Below are 17,449 nucleotides of genomic sequence, written 5' to 3'. Positions count from 1 at the left end.
TGCCGTGCTGCCGCTAGCCGTGCTGAGCCAAGAAGGCGACGTCGACGATCTCCCCGGTGCGAATTTGCTCCGCACCGCTGGGAACGACAACCAGACAGTTTGCTTCCGCAAGCGTCGCCAGCAAGTGCGACGACGCCCCGGGAGCACCGCCCAGAGCCTGGACCAGATATTCGCCGGTGTCTTGATCGCGCATCAGCTGACCGCGCAGGTATCCCTTGCGCCCAGCGACCGACGTAACTGGCGACAGCGCGCGAGCCTGGACGATCCGCCGCAACGAGTGGCGCTTGCCCAGCGACAGCCGGATCAGCGGCCGGACCATCACCTCGAAAACCACCAAGGCGCTTACCGGATTGGCCGGCAGCAGAAATGTCGGAACACCTTCCGGACCGAGCTGACCGAAGCCCTGGACAGATCCCGGATGCATAGCAACGCGGACAACCTCCATCTCGCCGAGCGCGGACAGCACCGACCGCACCGCCTCGGCCGCCGCGCCGCCGACCCCACCTGCGATTACCACGACCTCAGACCGGTTGATCTGGCCCCGCACAACCTCACCGAGTTCCTTCGGGTCGTTGCTGACGATGCCCACCCGGTTCACCTCGGCACCGGCATCCCGGCCGGCGGCAGCCAACGCATAGGAATTGACGTCGTAAACCTGCCCGTTACCGGGGGTTCGCGAAATATCGACCAACTCACCCCCGACTGCCAGGATCGACAGACGCGGGCGGGGGTGCACCAGCACCCGTTCCCGGCCGACTGCCGCCAACAAACCGACCTGGGCAGCGCCGATGATCGCCCCGGCCCGCACGGCGACATCACCGGGCTGCACGTCATCGCCGGTACGCCGTACATAAGCACCCGCCGGCGCACCGCGCAGCACTCGCACGCGCGACGTGCCTCCGTCGGTCCACCGCAACGGCAGAACCGCGTCGGCCAGCGTCGGTAGCGGAGCCCCGGTCTGCACCCGGGCAGCCTGACGGGGCTGCAGCCTGCTGGGTGTGCGAGAGCCGGCATCGATGGATCCCATCACCGGCAGGGTCAGCACGTCACGCCCGTCCTCGTCAACGAAATCATCGGCTTCGTCATGTCTGGGAGCGGACTCGCCGACGCCGAGTACGTCGACACTGCGTACCGCGTAACCATCGATCGCGGCCTGATCGAAGCCCGGCAGCGGGCGCTCGGTGACCACTTCTTCGGCACACATCAATCCCTGCGCCTCAGCAATGGCGACACGTATTGGTCTTGGGGCTACCGCGGCGGCCGAGATCCGGGCCTGCTGCTCCTCCACTGAACGCACAGCGCGCCTTTCTGCCGTCGAATCAGGCGGATCGTCCGCAGCCGTATCGTCGCCAGGCCCGAGTCTTATCGCCCAGCTACTCCTCGGTCAGACCCAATCGCGCCACCAACCATCGCCGCAGATCCGGCCCATAGTCATCACGATCCAATGCAAAGTCAACCGCAGCCTTGAGGTACCCGCCGGGATTTCCCAAGTCGTGTCGGGATCCGCGGTGCACGACAACATGTACCGGATGCCCCTCGGCAATCAGCAAAGCAATGGCGTCGGTGAGCTGCACTTCACCACCTGCGCCGCGGTCGATGCGGCGCAGCGCATCGAATATGGCGCGATCCAACACATAACGACCGGCCGCCGCATACATCGACGGGGCTTCTTCGGCTTTGGGCTTCTCGACCATGCCCTTGACCTTCAGCACATTGGGATTAGCGGCGTCAGGCACTGTCTCGACGTCAAAAACCCCGTATGCGCTGATCTCGTCCGGTGCGACCTCAATAGCGCACAACACCGTGCCGCCGCGGCGGGCCCGCACTTTCGACATGGTCTCGAGAACACCGGTCGGCAGCACCAAGTCATCGGGCAATAGCACCGCGACCGCGTCCTCGGCAGCCGAGAGCGTCGGCTCCACGCAGCCAATAGCATGGCCCAGCCCGAGCGGCTCGTACTGCACGACGGACTCAACCTCGATCAGAGCGGGAGCCCGACGCACTTTGGCCAGCATGGCCTGCTTGCCACGAGCCTCGAGCGTGCCCTCCAAAACGAGGTCTTCGACGAAATGCGCAACGACTCCGTCTTTACCCGCAGAGGTGACGATCACCAAGCGTTTGGCGCCGGCCCCGGCAGCCTCAGCAGCGACCAGCTCGATGCCCGGGGTGTCAACAACCGGCAACAGCTCCTTGGGCACCGTTTTTGTCGCCGGTAGAAAACGCGTGCCCAGCCCGGCCGCAGGGACGATTGCGGTGAAAGGAACCTGCACTTCGCGGCTAGACATCGTTCACACGATATCGCCCATGTCACGAATCGGCGTTGCCGAGGCGTCGTGGCCGCGGAAAGCTCACGCTGTCATGGTTAGAGGTATGGCAACCGTAAGCAAGACCGCGTGGCGGGAACAGCTGCTTGCAGCCCGAACTCGTGTCGCCGCTGACGTTCGGGCTGCCGAAGCCTGCATGCTGCGCACCCAGATGACGACCATCGCGAGTGGCGCATCCACAATCTGCGCATACGTCCCGGTTGGCGCCGAACCAGGATCGATCGAGATGCTCGATGCGTTACGGGACCGGGCTGCACGGGTGCTGCTACCGGTCGTACGGTCCACTCCCAACGGTATTGCTTCGCCGCTGCAATGGGGCGAGTACACACCCGGCGAACTTTCCCGCGGGCGCTGGGGACTACTCGAACCGCCCGGGCCCTGGCTGCCCGAGTCGGTGCTCGCCGAAGCGGGCCTGGTGTTCGTCCCGGCACTGGCTGTCGACCGCAGCGGAATCCGACTTGGCCGCGGCGGCGGCTTCTACGATCGCTCGCTGACGTACCGAGATCCCCAAGCCCAACTGGTCGCTGTCGTGCGGGACGCGGAATTGGTCGATGAGTTACCGTCCGAACCACACGACATCCGGATGACTCACGCGCTCACACCGGAGCGCGGGCTACTCGCACTGCCCTGCCGGGAATGACGAGACTCACGTAGCGGTTCTAGCACTTGAAGCGATAGAGTGCTAAATCGGACTGATATACCCGGAGGTTTTTGTGCCGACCTATAGCTACGAATGCACCGAATGCGGCGACCGCTTCGATGCTGTGCAGTCCTTCACCGAGGATTCGTTGACCTCATGCAAACAATGCTCCGGTCGACTGCGCAAGCTGTTCAACGCCGTCGGCGTCGTGTTCAAGGGCAGCGGCTTCTACCGCACCGACAGCCGCGAGTCGGGCAAGAAGTCGAACGATTCGAGTAGCGGGTCGTCCTCCACCAGCGACTCAACCACGAGTTCGGGGTCGACCGAGAGCAAAACGTCGGGTTCAGCCGAGAAATCAACCAGCTCCACGACATCTACGGCGACCACGTCGAGCTAAGCGGTTATCCACAAAGAGATTCAGCCTGACAGTTCCTGGCGCTGTCCTGCGCCTACCGTTGCAGCGTGCCGGAATCTTCGCTCAATCCCGGATTGTTTAGCCGGTTATCGACGCTGCTGCGCCCGGATTGGTCCCGAACGGTGTTGGCCCGCCGCATCGCGGCCGGCGCACTCGCGGTGCTGGCCGGCGTTGCGGCAATCCGGTCGAATCCGGATGCTGATCTAGCCGAAGTGGTTGTGGCCACCCACGACCTGCGCCCCGGCACGGCATTGACCCGCGACGATATCCGGATGGAAAAGCGTTCGGCTGCAACCCTTCCCGACGGGGCACAAGCCCAACTCGGCGAAGTGGTCGGTTCGACGCTGGCCAGCCCAACGAGGCGCGGCGAAGTGCTCACAAACGTCCGACTGCTGGGCAGCAGGCTGGCCGAATCGACGGCCGGCCCCGGAGCCCGCGTCGTGCCGCTGCATCTAGCCGACTCGGCTCTCATCGACCTTGTTCGAGTCGGAGATGTGGTCGACGTGTTGGCGGCACCAGCACTCGACTCGCAGGCGGCAAACCAAGCCACCACCAAGGTTGTCGCCACTGACGCCGTCGTGGTCCTTGTCTCAGCCAGGCGCACGGCTCAAGGCACGGAAAGCGACCGCGTCGTGTTGGTCGCGCTGCCGGCTGGGGTGGCCAACACCGTGGCAGGTTCAACGCTTGGTCAAACGGTGACCCTCACCCTGCACTGATCGGGACCTCGCCGTCGCGCGACCCGAACCAGATCAAAGATTCAGATCTCTAAACTCGACAATTGGCCGATGATCTGCGTGGCCAGCGGATTCAACGTCGCCATCCCGTCGCGCACCGCATAGCGAGAGCCGGCGAGGTTGACGACCAGCGTACTTCCGGAAACACCCGCCAAGCCGCGGGACAATCCGGCGTCAATGATGCCCGCGGACAACGCGGAGGCCCGGACGGCTTCGGCGATACCGAGAATTTCTCGGTCCAGAATGTCGCGGGTGGCCTCTGGCGTGACATCGCGGGGCGTCACCCCGGTGCCACCGACAGACACCACCAAGTCCACACCGCCGATCACAGCTGTGTTCAACGCGTTTCTGATCTCGACCTCGTCGGCCGCGACCGCGACCACACCGTCAACGACGAACCCGGCCTCGGTGAGCAATTCTGTGACGAGCGGCCCGCTGTGGTCTTCATCGCCATGCGCAGTGCGATCGTCGACGACGACGACGAGTGCCCGGCCGACTACCATCTCCGCACCTTGTTCCATGGTTGCAACCGTATATCTGCCGTCTGACCACTGCGCATCGACCATCACTGATCCGCCTTCCCCAGGGTGACTTGAAGCGTGCGGCTACCGCCGGACGGATCCTCAAAGGTCAAAACCACCTTGTCGCCCGGCGCCTTGGACCGCACGGCCGCCACTAAGGCGTCAGCGCTGTTGATCGGCCGGTCATCGACCTTGGTGACCACGACGCCCTTGGGTACGCCAGCATCTGCGGCGGCACCGCCCGCAACTACTTCCACAACCTTTGCGCCCGGGACGTCCTTGTCATTGGTGACCTGTACACCCAATGACGCATGAGACGCCGTACCGGTGCTGATCAACTCATCCGCGATGCGTTTGGCCTGGTCGACCGGAATCGCAAAACCAAGCCCGATTGAGCCGCTCTGGGCGTCCCCTGATTCCACACCCAAGGTGGCAATAGCGGAGTTGACGCCGACAAGCTGAGCGTTCATATTCACCAGCGCCCCACCCGAATTACCGGGGTTAATCGCTGCGTCGGTCTGAATCGCGTCCAACACCGTGTTCTGGTTGCCGGCTTCGCCGGTCGTCGATACCGGCCGGTTGAGTGCACTGACGATCCCCGTGGTAACGGTGCCCTCCAAACCCAACGGCGATCCGATCGCCAAGACCGGCTGGCCGACCCGCAGGTCCGACGAGGAACCGATCGAAATGGGGGTAAGCCCTGACACACCTCGAACACGGACAACAGCGATATCGCTGGTGGGATCGGCCCCCACCACAGTGAACGAAGCGGTACGGCCGTCCGAGAAAGTCACCGTCGTTTTAGGCTGTGGCCCCTTGCGACCGGCAGGTTTGGCGGCAGCCGCGACGACATGGTTGTTGGTCATGATCAGCCCATCGGCCGACAGGACTATGCCAGAGCCCTCCTCCGACTGGCGACCTAAATCGGTCTCCAGCATGACGACACTGGGCACCACCTTGGCGGCTACCTGCTCCACCGAGCCTACCGGCATGTTTGCCGCTGGAATACTGGGAGCCGATCCCGCCGCAACCGTGTCACTGCCGGTTGCCGGTTGCCGACCAAGCTCAATGACCGATGCCGCCGCGCCGCCGATGCCGGCAGATACCACTGCGATGGCCAACGCGCCGATAGCCAACATGCCTGCGCGAGGGCGTCTTTCACGCACTACCCCAGGAGGAGCAGGCATCGGCGGAAGCATCCCGGGTACCACACCCGACCCAGCAACGGGCCCACCACTACCGACCGATTCATAGGGCTGACGGTACTGCGGCTGAGACGATCGCCCCTGCTGATAGCGCCAGTCGAACTGCCGGTCGTATGTTTGCTGCTGCCCCTGGGCATAGGCGGGCGGCACCGGCTGATTGAGCCCGGCACCATAACCCGGCTGCTGCGGCGGTGGCGAATACCTCGGGTGATTCGTCATGTCGCTAAGTCGCTCTTCCTTTGCTTGGGCTTACTCGAAAACCTACTTGGCCGTGCCGGGCTTGACTTTGGTTTAACTGGCCCCCCAACACTAGCTGCACCACTACCTTGCCTGTGCGGACTGAGATTCCACTGAGACAACGTTCGACGAACCCGGAAAGTTCTCGTTATCTCCAGCGCGTCCTCCCGCAGATTTGGCCCCGGGAGCCGCACCGGCGCCAACCGCAGAACCCGGGTACTCCGAAGTGGGCATCGGGCGACCGGGCAGCAGCACGAAGATTGATGTCCCCGGGGGCTGACCGCCGGGATGGGTATCGCCAACCCGCAGCGATCCACCATGGTTGAGCACGACTTGTTTGACGATTGCCAACCCCAGACCCGAACCGGGCAATGCACGCGCCGAAGTCGACCGGTAGAACCGTTCAAACACCAAACCGCGCTCGTGCGCGGAAATACCGGGACCGTGGTCAGAAACCACCAGCTCGGCGTGTGACGGGTCGAGCTGCCTGAGCCATACCCCGACATTGCCGCCTTGCGGGCTCCATTTGGCCGCGTTGTCCATCAGATTGAGCACCGCCCGCGACAGCCCGGCAAAATCACCGTAGACCTGCCAGGGAATCACCTCGACGTTGAAGTGAATATCGTTGCGCCGCCGCCTAACTCGCTCCAGACTGCGGTCAACAACTTCGGCCATGTCGACCGGCTCGTGGACCACTTCGCCCTTATCACCTCGAGTCAAGTCCACCAAATCGCCTACCAAGGTTGAAAGTTCCTCGATCTGCGCCACGACGTCGGCGCGCAAATCCACCATCTCTTGCTCGGGCAGCCTCGGCGCTCCCGGAGCCAGTGAGGCCATGAGCAGCTCGACATTGGTGCGCAGCGACGTCAGTGGGGTGCGCAACTCATGTCCAGCGTCGGTGACCAGCCGCGCCTGCCGTTCACGAGACTCAGCCAAGGCCCGCAACATCAGGTTGAATGCCTCGGTCAGCCTTGCCAACTCGTCACTGCCGAACACGGGGATGGGCCGAAGATCATCAGTACGCGCAACGCGCTCAGCCGCTTCGGTGAGCCGAGCTACCGGCCGCAGCCCGGCACGAGTAACCATCCCCCCAGCCACCGCAGCCACCGCCACACCAACGCCGCCGACGATCAGCAGCACCAGGCGGAGTTTGGTCATGACTGCTTCGGTCGGGACCAGGCTCTTGGAAATCAGCAACGAACTGCCATTGCGAAGGTGGATGGCCAGTATCCGTTGATCCGCGGCGGTACGCCGCGACATGAACAACTCGCCGCGGATGACTGCCTTCTCCGGCGTTCCAACCGGCAGCACCTGACCAGGCTGGTTAGCGGTGTAGATCGACCGGCCGGGGTTCACCAACATCGCGTTGACGTCCGAGTAGGCGGTGCCCTCGATAGCCTTGCCTGGATCGGCGGCCAACGAACCACTGGCGATGAGCAGCTGGGCTCGGCTCTGCAGCTGGTTATCAATGTCACTGTAGAGCGCTGCCGAGATCACCGCATAGACGGCGAATGCCATCAGCACGACCACCATGGCCACCATTGACATTGCCAGCAGCATTACCCGCCAACGCAACGACAACGAGCTGGGAGCTCGTAGCGGTGCGCGGCCCACTCGCACGGACCGGCGGAACCCGAGCATCAGGGCGGCGTTTCGCGAAGCACGTAACCCACTCCCCGTACGGTGTGGATCAGCCGCGGCTCACCATCGGCCTCTGTTTTACGGCGCAAATACCCAACATAGACTTCCAGCGCGTTACCGGAGGTAGGAAAGTCGAATCCCCACACCTCCTCAAGGATGCGACTGCGGGTCAATACCCGCCGCGGATTGGCGATCAACATCTCCAGCAAGGCGAATTCGGTTCGGGTCAGGCTGATCCGGCGTTCTCCGCGCGCGACCTCGCGGGTTACCGGGTCCAAAGCCAGATCCGAAAACGTCATAGCCACCGACTCGGCCTCGTCGTCGGGCTTGGTTCGGCGCAGCAATGCGCGCATGCGGGCCAACAGCTCTTCGAGGGCGAACGGTTTCGGCAAATAGTCGTCGGCTCCGGCGTCTAGACCGGCGACTCGCTCAGAAACGGAATCGCGTGCCGTCAAAACCAGGATCGGCAGGTCATCGCCGGTGCTACGGAGCTGACGACACACCTCCAGACCGTCCAGACGCGGCATCATGACATCGAGAACAAGTGCGTCGGGCCGGTCACCGGCAATCAGTTCAAGGGCCTCAACTCCGTCGTGAGCAAGCTCGACTGTGTAGCCGTTAAAGGAAAGCGACCTGCGCAGCGACTCGCGCACAGCGCGATCGTCATCAACGACAAGTATCCGCACAGATACCAGTTTCGTACTAGCGCCTGAGAGCGGCCTGAGAAGCGCGCCGCTGTTACTTGCGTCGATCCAAATCGATGAGCCCCAGGCGAGCCGCCTTGAGCAGCCTACGGGGCACCTTGTGCGGCTGTCCTGCCACCGTCACACTGACCAGCTCGGTCCGAGCGGCCTTCCACTGCGAGCGCCGGCTATGGGTATTCGCGCGCGACATCCGGCGCTTGGGTGTGGCCATGATCGGGCCTTACTCCTCGATTGGGGTATCCGGGCGGGTGCGCCACGCAGCCTGGTTGATCGGCCGGGCGGCGACATTTGATCTCAACGATAGCCGCTGACCTGCCCCTAGCCAAAATTCGCCGACTGGCTGACGCATATCACGGCGCCCACTCACACGACTCGCGAAATGCGCCGACAAGAGACCCCCGCAATCGACTCGCACTAGGCATTCTTGACGTGACACCAGCAACACCCGCTAACCTACCGGTTGGTTGGCTGTCTGCGCCGCTCGCACCACTGAAGGGAGGACGCGCTTGGCTCCACACCCTGGCGCCGTGCGTATCGCGAACTGCTCGGGCTTCTACGGCGACCGGTTGAGCGCTATGCGCGAAATGCTCACCGATGGCGCCCCGGACAACCCGGTGGACTTCGTTACCGGCGACTATCTGGCCGAACTGACCATGCTGATCCTCGGCCGCGACAAGATGAAGAACCCCGACCGGGGCTACGCCAAGACCTTCCTCACCCAACTCGAGGACTGCCTGGGACTGGCTCGTGACCGGGGGATTCGCATCGTGGCCAACGCCGGCGGTCTGAATCCCGCTGGACTAGCCGCCGCAATCCGCACGCTAGCCGAACGCCTGGGAATCCCCGCCCGGATCGCTCACGTCGAAGGCGACGACCTGGCACCCCGGGCGGCAGAGCTCGGCCTCGGAACGCCGTTGACTGCGAACGCCTACCTGGGCGCTTGGGGAATCGTCGACTGCCTCAATTCCGGCGCCGATGTCGTCGTCACCGGACGGGTCACCGACGCTTCGGTAATCGTCGGGGCCGCTGCCGCGCATTTCGGCTGGGGCGCTACCGACTACAACCGACTTGCCGGTGCCGTGGTCGCCGGCCACGTCATCGAATGCGGGGTTCAGGCCACCGGCGGCAATTTCGCGTTTTTCACCGAGGTCCCAGCAATCCCAAACCTGCTCCACCCCGGCTTCCCGCTGGCCGAGGTCAACGCAGATGGGACCGCCGTGATCACCAAACACCCCGGCACCGGGGGCCTGGTCAACGTGGACACCGTTACCGCCCAGCTGCTCTATGAGATCAGCGGCGCCCGATACGCCAACCCAGACGTGACGGCACGGATGGACAGCATCGAACTGTCTACCGACGGCCCCGACCGGGTGCGCATCAGCGGCGTGACCGGCGAGCCACCTCCACCCACCTACAAGGTGTCGCTGAACAGCATCGGTGGCTTCCGCAACACCATCACGTTCGTGCTCACCGGGCTGGACATCGAAGCGAAAGCCGACTTGGTCCGACACCAGCTCGAGGCCGCACTGCCTGTCAAACCCGCAGAACTTCAGTGGAATCTGGCCCGCACCGACCATCGTGACGCCGACACCGAAGAGACAGCCAGCGCGGTACTTCGTTGTGTCGTGCGAGATCCCGACCCAGCCAAGGTAGGGCGCAAGTTCTCCTCGGCAGCGGTCGAACTAGCGCTCGCCAGCTATCCAGGCTTCACCGTCACGGCTCCCCCCGGCGAGGGACAGGTGTACGGCGTCTTCACAGCCGGCTACGTCGACGCCAACCAGGTGCCACACATCGCCGTACATTCCGACGGCACCCGCACCGAGATCCCCTGCGCCACCGACACCGGCGAACTTGCACCAGCCGCCCCTCCGCCGCTACCGGACCCGCTGCCAGCCGGCCCAACCCGGCGCGCGCCGCTGGGACTGATCGCCGGCGCGCGCAGCGGCGACAAAGGCGGATCGGCCAACGTCGGCGTGTGGGTCCGCACCGACGAGCAATGGCGCTGGCTTGCCAACACACTGACCGTCGAGCTGCTCAAGGAGCTGCTTCCCGAGACGGCCGGCCTCGAAGTCGTCCGCCACGTCCTGCCCAACCTGCGGGCGGTGAACTTCGTCATCGAGGGCATCCTCGGTCAAGGCGTGGCCTACCAGGCACGTTTCGATCCGCAAGCCAAGGGGCTCGGCGAATGGCTGCGTAGCCGATATGTCGACATCCCGGAAAGGGTGCTGTGACCATCTGGACCACACCGGAGCGTGAACAGCTGCGAACAACCGTGCGCGCTTTCGCCGAACGGGAAATCCTGCCGCACATCGACGAGTGGGAGCGAATCGGCGAGCTACCACGCGACCTGCACCGGCGCGCTGGGGCCGCTGGCCTGCTGGGCGCCGGCCTACCCGAAGCGGTTGGCGGCGGCGGAGGAGACGGCGCGGACGCGGCGATCATCTGCGAGGAGATCCACCAGGCCGGCACCCCGGGCGGGGTCTTCGCATCGCTGTTCACTTGCGGTATCTCAGTACCGCACATGATCGCGTCGGGAGACGCGCGGCTCATCGACACGTTTGTACGGCCCACCTTGGCCGGCGACCAAATCGGCGCACTGGCCATCACCGAACCCGGCGGCGGATCAGACGTCGGACACTTGCGAACCGCCGCTGTGCGAGACGGCGACGACTACGTCATAAACGGCGCAAAGACCTACATCACTTCTGGAGTTCGCGCCGATTATGTCGTCACCGCGGTGCGCACCGGAGGGCCCGGCGCAGCCGGGGTTTCGCTGATGGTGGTCGAGAAGGGCACACCCGGCTTCGAAGTCAACCGTAAGCTGGAAAAAATGGGGTGGCGATCCTCGGACACCGCCGAGTTGTCCTACACCGACGTGCGAGTGCCGGCGGCCAACCTGGTCGGCGACGAGAACACTGGATTCGCCCAGATCGCGCAGGCCTTTGTCGCCGAACGCATCAGCATGGCCGTACAGGCCTATTCCAGTGCGCAGCGATGTCTGGACATTTCAGTGCAGTGGTGCCGCGACCGGGAGACGTTCGGCCGCCCACTGATCTCGCGACAGACGGTGCAGAACACCCTCACCGAGATGGCGCGCCGCATCGACGTCGCCCGTGTGTATTCCCGCAATGTTGTTGAGCGTCAGCTCGCCGGCGAAACCAACCTCATCACCGAAGTGTGTTTCGCCAAGAACACCGCAGTAGAGGCCGGGGAGTGGGTTGCCCACCAAGCCGTCCAGCTGTTCGGCGGTATGGGCTACATGGCCGAGTCCGAAGTCGAACGCCAATACCGGGATATGCGCATCCTGGGAATCGGCGGGGGCACCACGGAAATCCTGACCGCGCTAGCCGCCAAGACGCTGGGGTATCGATCATGATCGCACCAACTCTTCATCGCTTTGCTCTGCGCCATCGGCGGTCGTCATGACCGTATTGAAGTCCACGCTGGACCCGAACGCTCCGGCCTACGCCGACGCGGTGTCGGCAACAACCACAAAGCTCAACGAGATCGACAACGAACTGGCTCACGCGCTCGCCGGTGGCGGTCCCAAGTACGTCGACCGCCACCACTCCCGGGGCAAGCTGACCCCTCGGGAACGCATTGAGTTGCTCGTCGATCCCGACTCGCCGTTCCTCGAGCTGTGCCCGTTGGCGGCCTGGGGCAGCGAATTCCAGGTCGGCGCCAGCCTCGTTACCGGCATCGGTGCCGTCTCAGGCGTGGAGTGCATGATCGTCGCCAACGACCCAACCGTCAAAGGCGGCACCAGCAATCCCTGGACGCTGCGAAAAATATTGCGGGCCAACCAGATCGCCCTAGAGAACCGGTTGCCGGTCGTTTCGTTGGTGGAATCCGGAGGGGCAGACCTGCCCACCCAGAAGGAAGTCTTCATCCCCGGCGGCAGAATGTTCAGAGACCTCACCCGGCTTTCCGCGGCCGGAATCCCGACTATCGCACTAGTATTCGGCAACTCGACCGCCGGCGGTGCCTATGTCCCGGGGATGTCCGATCACGTGGTGATGATCAAAGAACGCTCGAAAGTCTTTCTGGCCGGCCCGCCACTGGTCAAGATGGCGACCGGCGAGGAGTCCGACGACGAGTCCCTAGGCGGCGCTGAAATGCATGCCCGAATATCGGGTTTGGCCGACTACTTCGCCGTCGACGAACTCGACGCGACACGGATCGGCCGGCGCATCGTCGCGCGGCTGAACTGGGTCAAACAGGGACCGGCACCCGGGCCGGTGACCGAACCGCTCTACGATCCCGAGGAACTGATCGGCATCGTGCCCTCAGATCTGCGTGTCCCCTTCGACCCGAGGGAAGTGATCGCCCGCACCGTCGACGGGTCCGAATTCGACGAATTCAAGCCGATGTACGGCTCCTCGCTGGTTACCGGCTGGGCCCGTGTGCACGGCTATCCAGTGGGTGTCCTTGCCAACGCCCGCGGTGTCCTGTTCAGTGAAGAGTCCCAGAAAGCCACCCAATTCATCCAGCTGGCCAACCGTGTCGACACGCCCCTGCTGTTCTTGCACAACACCACCGGCTACATGGTCGGCAAGGACTACGAGGAAGGGGGCATGATCAAGCACGGGTCGATGATGATCAACGCCGTGTCCAACTCCACTGTCCCCCACATTTCACTGCTCATCGGCGCTTCGTACGGCGCCGGGCACTACGGCATGTGCGGCCGAGCCTACGACCCCAGATTCTTGTTCGCCTGGCCCTCAGCGAAAGCCGCGGTGATGGGAGGCACCCAGCTGGCAGGCGTGATATCCATCGTCAGCAGGGCTGCCGCCCAAGCCCGCGGCCAAGAAGTCGACGAAGCCGCCGACGCATCACTGAGGGCCGCCATCGAAGCGCAGATCGAAGCGGAGTCGCTGCCGATGTTCCTGTCCGGGCGACTTTATGACGACGGGGTGATCGACCCACGCGACACTCGAACTGTGCTGGGAATGTGCCTGTCCGCCATTGCTAATGGCCCTATCAAAGGGACGTCGAACTTCGGCGTCTTCCGGATGTGATGCCAATGCCTATCACGCGAGTCCTCGTTGCCAACCGAGGTGAGATCGCTCGACGAGTGTTCGCCACGTGCCGGCGCCTGGGGTTGGACACAGTTGCCGTATATACCGAACCCGATGCCGAGGCACCACACGTCTGCGAAGCCGACGCTCGAGTACAGCTGCGGCGCGTCAACGACTATCTGAACTCCGAGGCCATCATCGCGGCCGCGCGCTCGGCAAATGCCGACGCGGTGCACCCCGGCTACGGCTTCCTTTCGGAGAACGCAGAGTTCGCAGCCGCAATCCTGGAAGCAGGGCTCACCTGGGTCGGTCCACCGGTAGCCGCAGTACGTGCGATGGGATCGAAGATCGAGTCCAAGAAACTCATGGCCGCCGCCGGGGTACCGGTACTCGAAGAACTCGACCCGGACACGGTCACCGCTGCGCAGCTGCCAGTGCTGGTCAAAGCTTCCGCGGGTGGCGGCGGTCGCGGAATGCGGGTTGTCCGCGAGTTATCCGCCCTTGCCAGCGAGGTCGCCGCAGCCCGACGGGAAGCGCAGTCGGCGTTCGGCGACCCGACCGTGTTCTGTGAGCGCTACCTACCCACCGGCCACCATGTTGAGGTTCAAATCCTCGCCGACACGCACGGCACCATCTGGGCGGTCGGAGAACGAGAATGCTCGATTCAACGCCGGCACCAAAAGATCATCGAAGAGGCCCCGTCGCCCTTGGTGGAACGCACCCCGGGGATGCGCGCCAAGCTTTTCGACGCCGCCCGGCTGGCTGCTGGCGCGATCGGCTACCACGGGGCCGGCACCGTGGAGTTCCTCGCCGATGACGACGGAGAGTTCTACTTTCTGGAGATGAACACCCGACTGCAGGTTGAACACCCGGTCACCGAGGAGACGACCGGGCTGGATCTCGTCGAACTGCAGCTGGCGGTTGCCGAAGGTAGTCGGATCGACAGCGAGCCGCCCGCAACGCGGGGACATTCGATCGAGGCCCGACTTTACGCGGAAGATCCGGCGCACGACTGGCAGCCGCAGGCCGGCCGAATGCACACCGTCGACGTCCCCGCGGTTAACGCGCAATTCCGCTCGCTGCAGCAACAGACCGGGGTTCGGCTGGATTCCGGGATTGTCGACGGATCGATGGTGTCGATCCACTACGACCCGATGCTTGCCAAGCTGATCTCCTACGCTCCGACACGCCAGCAATCAGCACGGGTGCTTGCGAGCGCGCTAGCCCGCGCGCGCCTGCACGGCATCCGCACCAACCGCGAGCTGTTGGTGAACGTGCTGCGCCATCACGCATTCCTCGACGGCGCCACCGACACCGCATTTTTCGACACGCACGGCCTGGTGGAACTTTCGGCACCGCTGGCCAGCCCGGTAGCCATCCGGTTGTCGGCCATCGCCGCCGCGCTGGCCGACGCCGCGCACAACCGGGCTGTCGCGCCGGTGTTCGGCTCCATTCCCAGCGGCTGGCGCAACCTGGCGTCCGCCTATCAAGTCAAGACTTACCGCGACGACTTCGACAACGAGCACCGTATCGAATACCGCTTCACCAGAGGCCTATTGGAGCTTCCGGCGGACACATCCGTGCTACTTGTCTCAGCCACCGCAGACGAGGTGGTGCTGACGTACGGCGGTAAGGCCGACGGCGTGGACCGCAGCTTTGCGGTTGCACGCCACGGGCACGATATCTATGTCGATTCGACACTCGGTCCCGTTCATCTGATCGCGCTGCCCCGTTTCCCCGATGCAGGCTCAGCTATCGAGCAGGGGTCGCTAGTGGCGCCCATGCCGGGCAATGTCCTGCGGCTGGGCGCACAGATCGGCGACACCGTCGCTGCGGGCCAACCGCTGATCTGGTTGGAGGCAATGAAGATGGAGCACACCGTCACCGCTCCAACTGACGGCGTGCTCACACACCTCAACGTGCGGGCCGGCGAGCAAGTCGAAGTAGGAGCCGTCTTGGCAAGAGTAGAAGCACCCGAATCCCCAGGTGCCCAAGGAGAAACAAAATGACCCAAACCGGCTCGGATACCAGCTTCATCGAGAACGAGGAACGCCAGGCACTACGCAAAGCAGTAGCAGCCCTGGTGTCCAACTACGGCAACGAGTACTACACAACCAAGGCGCGGGCCCACGAACACACCCACGAGTTGTGGTCCGAAGCAGGCAAACTGGGCTTTCTCGGCGTGAACCTCCCCGAAGAGTACGGCGGCGGCGGTGCGGGAATGTATGAGCTGGCACTGATCATGGAGGAGATGGCAGCCGCAGGTTGCTCGCTATTGCTGATGGTGGTCTCGCCGGCTATCAACGGCACCATAATCAGCAAGTTCGGCACCGAAGAACAGAAGCAGCGCTGGCTGCCGGGTCTCGCCAACGGTTCGTTGACGATGGCGTTCGCGATCACCGAGCCCGACGCCGGTTCCAATTCGCACAACATCACCACGACCGGCCGTCGCGACGGCAGCGACTGGATCATCAATGGTCAGAAGGTCTACATCTCCGGCGTCGATCAGGCGCAAGCGGTGCTGGTAGTGGCGCGCACAGAGGAAACCAAGACCGGCAAGCTGCGTCCGGCATTGTTCGTGGTGCCCACCGACGCTCCCGGTTTCACCTACACCCCGATCGAGATGGAGCTGGTTAGCCCCGAGCGCCAGTTTCAGGTGTTCCTTGACGACGTGAGGTTGCCCTCCGATGCACTGGTCGGCGCCGAGGACGCAGCGATCGCGCAGCTATTCGCGGGGCTTAACCCAGAACGCATTATGGGTGCGGCCAGCGCGGTGGGCATGGGAAGGTTTGCGCTGGGCCAGGCCGTCGACTACGTAAAAACCCGCAAAGTCTGGTCCACCCCGATCGGCGCACACCAGGGCCTGGCCCATCCTCTCGCGCAGTGCCACATCGAGGTCGAACTTGCCAAATTGATGATGCAGAAAGCCGCAACACTTTATGACCACGGCGACGACATGGGTGCTGCCGAGGCAGCCAACATGGCCAAATACGCTGCGGCCGAAGCAGCGACACGCGCCGTCGACCAAGCTGTGCAATCGATGGGCGGCAACGGACTCACCAAGGAGTATGGCGTCGCCGCTTTGATGACCTCGTCTCGCCTGGCGCGGATCGCGCCGATCAGTCGCGAGATGGTGCTGAACTTTGTGGCCCAAACATCGCTGGGCCTGCCCCGGTCGTACTGATGGAAACGGTCGTCGACTACGCCGGGCCGGCCGCCTGCGGAGGCCCGCTCGCCCGGCTGACACTGAATTCTCCGCGTAACCGCAATGCGCTCTCCAGCGCCCTCGTCAGCCAGCTTCGCCAGGGACTGCGCGATGCCACGGCGGATCCTGCGGTGCGAGTAGTGGTGCTCGGACACACCGGGGGCACCTTCTGCGCCGGGGCCGATCTCTCCGAGTCGTCTGCGGCCGACGACGCCAACCCGCAAGACCCCGCGGTGACGCGAGCGAGGGAAATGACCGCGTTGCTTCGGACCATCGTCGAATCGCCGCTGCCGGTGATCGGCGCCGTCAATGGGCACGTCCGGGCCGGCGGATTGGGCCTGATCGGTGCGTGCGACATCGTCGTCGCTGGGCCGCGCAGCACTTTTGCGCTGACCGAGGCCCGGATCGGGGTCGCCCCGGCGATCATCTCGCTGACGCTGCTGCCGAAGCTGTCGGCTCGCGCTGCCGCCCGCTACTACCTGACCGGCGAGAAGTTTGGTGCCAACGAAGCCGCGCAGATCGGCTTGGTGACATTAGCGGCCGACGACGTGGACGGCGCGGTCGACGCTTTGGTCACCGATGTGGGCCGCGGTTCACCGCAGGGCCTTGCGGCGTCGAAGGCACTGACCACAACAGCCGTGCTCGACGGTTTCGACCGCGACGCCGAACGACTTGCCGCCGAATCCGCCCGGCTGTTCGCCTCCGACGAGGCGCGCGAAGGAATGCTCGCTTTCCTGCAGAAACGCCCACCCAGCTGGGTCAGCGGGTGAGACAGCGACCGCTCAACGGTTGGAGAATGATTGCA

Annotated in this window: 16 protein-coding genes; 9 read left to right on the top strand and 7 right to left on the bottom strand. The window is 64.1% G+C overall.

Annotated features, from left to right (window positions below; translation table 11 throughout):
* Window positions 1-13 precede the first annotated feature (13 nt).
* Complete coding sequence (gene glp, locus ACO07W_RS15280; RefSeq protein WP_421844436.1) at window positions 14-1,297, bottom strand: gephyrin-like molybdotransferase Glp; 1,284 nt, start codon at window positions 1,295-1,297, stop codon at window positions 14-16.
* Between the two features lie 76 nt (window positions 1,298-1,373).
* Window positions 1,374-2,285: a UTP--glucose-1-phosphate uridylyltransferase gene (locus tag ACO07W_RS15275; protein WP_421844434.1), complete on the bottom strand. Its 912-nt coding sequence runs from the start codon at window positions 2,283-2,285 to the stop codon at window positions 1,374-1,376.
* An 85-nt stretch (window positions 2,286-2,370) separates the two neighbouring features.
* On the opposite strand from ACO07W_RS15275, the gene ACO07W_RS15270 reads away from it, so the two are divergent.
* The 3 genes from ACO07W_RS15270 (at window position 2,371) to ACO07W_RS15260 (ending at window position 4,095) form a co-directional block, all read left to right on the top strand.
* Window positions 2,371-2,964 (top strand): 5-formyltetrahydrofolate cyclo-ligase, encoded by a 594-nt coding sequence (locus ACO07W_RS15270; RefSeq protein ID WP_421844432.1) that lies wholly within the window; start codon window positions 2,371-2,373, stop codon window positions 2,962-2,964.
* Between the two features lie 73 nt (window positions 2,965-3,037).
* The gene (locus tag ACO07W_RS15265; protein WP_421844430.1) at window positions 3,038-3,361 is read left to right on the top strand and encodes an FmdB family zinc ribbon protein; all 324 of its coding nucleotides are present in this window, start codon (window positions 3,038-3,040) and stop codon (window positions 3,359-3,361) included.
* A 65-nt stretch (window positions 3,362-3,426) separates the two neighbouring features.
* Window positions 3,427-4,095 carry an SAF domain-containing protein gene (locus ACO07W_RS15260; RefSeq protein ID WP_421844428.1) on the top strand — a complete coding sequence of 223 codons (669 nt, stop codon included), beginning with the start codon at window positions 3,427-3,429 and terminating at the stop codon, window positions 4,093-4,095.
* 41 nt (window positions 4,096-4,136) lie between these two features.
* Here the strand turns inward: ACO07W_RS15260 and ACO07W_RS15255 are convergent, their stop codons facing one another.
* The 5 genes from ACO07W_RS15255 to rpmF form a co-directional block, all read right to left on the bottom strand.
* Window positions 4,137-4,682, bottom strand: a complete 546-nt coding sequence (locus ACO07W_RS15255; RefSeq protein WP_421844426.1) for a MogA/MoaB family molybdenum cofactor biosynthesis protein — start codon at window positions 4,680-4,682, stop codon at window positions 4,137-4,139.
* Complete coding sequence (locus tag ACO07W_RS15250) at window positions 4,679-6,058, bottom strand: trypsin-like peptidase domain-containing protein (protein ID WP_421844424.1); 1,380 nt, start codon at window positions 6,056-6,058, stop codon at window positions 4,679-4,681. The genes ACO07W_RS15255 and ACO07W_RS15250 overlap by 4 nt, the downstream gene beginning before the upstream one ends.
* 102 nt (window positions 6,059-6,160) lie before the next feature.
* The gene (locus ACO07W_RS15245) at window positions 6,161-7,717 is read right to left on the bottom strand and encodes an ATP-binding protein (protein ID WP_421844422.1); all 1,557 of its coding nucleotides are present in this window, start codon (window positions 7,715-7,717) and stop codon (window positions 6,161-6,163) included.
* Window positions 7,717-8,403, bottom strand: coding sequence for a two-component system response regulator MprA (gene mprA, locus ACO07W_RS15240; RefSeq protein ID WP_421844420.1), 687 nt, complete (start codon window positions 8,401-8,403; stop codon window positions 7,717-7,719). The genes ACO07W_RS15245 and mprA overlap by 1 nt, the downstream gene beginning before the upstream one ends.
* A gap of 52 nt (window positions 8,404-8,455) precedes the next feature.
* Window positions 8,456-8,632, bottom strand: coding sequence for a 50S ribosomal protein L32 (rpmF, locus tag ACO07W_RS15235; protein ID WP_421844418.1), 177 nt, complete (start codon window positions 8,630-8,632; stop codon window positions 8,456-8,458).
* Between the two features lie 316 nt (window positions 8,633-8,948).
* Between rpmF and ACO07W_RS15230 the strand changes: the two genes are divergently transcribed.
* From ACO07W_RS15230 to ACO07W_RS15205, 6 genes are read left to right on the top strand one after another with little or no spacing between them, the layout of a single operon-like run.
* On the top strand, window positions 8,949-10,652 hold the full coding sequence (locus ACO07W_RS15230; RefSeq protein WP_421844416.1) for an acyclic terpene utilization AtuA family protein: 1,704 nt from the start codon (window positions 8,949-8,951) through the stop codon (window positions 10,650-10,652).
* Complete coding sequence (locus ACO07W_RS15225; protein WP_421844414.1) at window positions 10,649-11,797, top strand: acyl-CoA dehydrogenase family protein; 1,149 nt, start codon at window positions 10,649-10,651, stop codon at window positions 11,795-11,797. The genes ACO07W_RS15230 and ACO07W_RS15225 overlap by 4 nt, the downstream gene beginning before the upstream one ends.
* Window positions 11,798-11,843: 46 nt before the next feature.
* Complete coding sequence (locus ACO07W_RS15220) at window positions 11,844-13,439, top strand: acyl-CoA carboxylase subunit beta (RefSeq protein WP_421844412.1); 1,596 nt, start codon at window positions 11,844-11,846, stop codon at window positions 13,437-13,439.
* Window positions 13,440-13,444: 5 nt separating this feature from the next.
* Window positions 13,445-15,448, top strand: coding sequence for a biotin carboxylase N-terminal domain-containing protein (locus tag ACO07W_RS15215; protein WP_421844410.1), 2,004 nt, complete (start codon window positions 13,445-13,447; stop codon window positions 15,446-15,448).
* Entirely contained in the window at window positions 15,445-16,623 is a 1,179-nt protein-coding gene (locus ACO07W_RS15210) for an acyl-CoA dehydrogenase family protein (RefSeq protein ID WP_421844408.1), read from the top strand. The genes ACO07W_RS15215 and ACO07W_RS15210 overlap by 4 nt, the downstream gene beginning before the upstream one ends.
* Window positions 16,623-17,414, top strand: coding sequence for an enoyl-CoA hydratase family protein (locus ACO07W_RS15205; RefSeq protein WP_421844406.1), 792 nt, complete (start codon window positions 16,623-16,625; stop codon window positions 17,412-17,414). Before ACO07W_RS15210 ends, ACO07W_RS15205 begins: the two co-directional genes overlap by 1 nt.
* The last annotated feature ends 35 nt before the right edge of the window (window positions 17,415-17,449 follow it).

The sequence above is a fragment of the Mycobacterium sp. genome, from assembly GCF_965230835.1.
Lineage (GTDB): Bacteria > Actinomycetota > Actinomycetes > Mycobacteriales > Mycobacteriaceae > Mycobacterium.
Note: the sequence above shows the minus strand (reverse complement) of the source record. Positions and strands in the feature narration are given on the sequence as shown.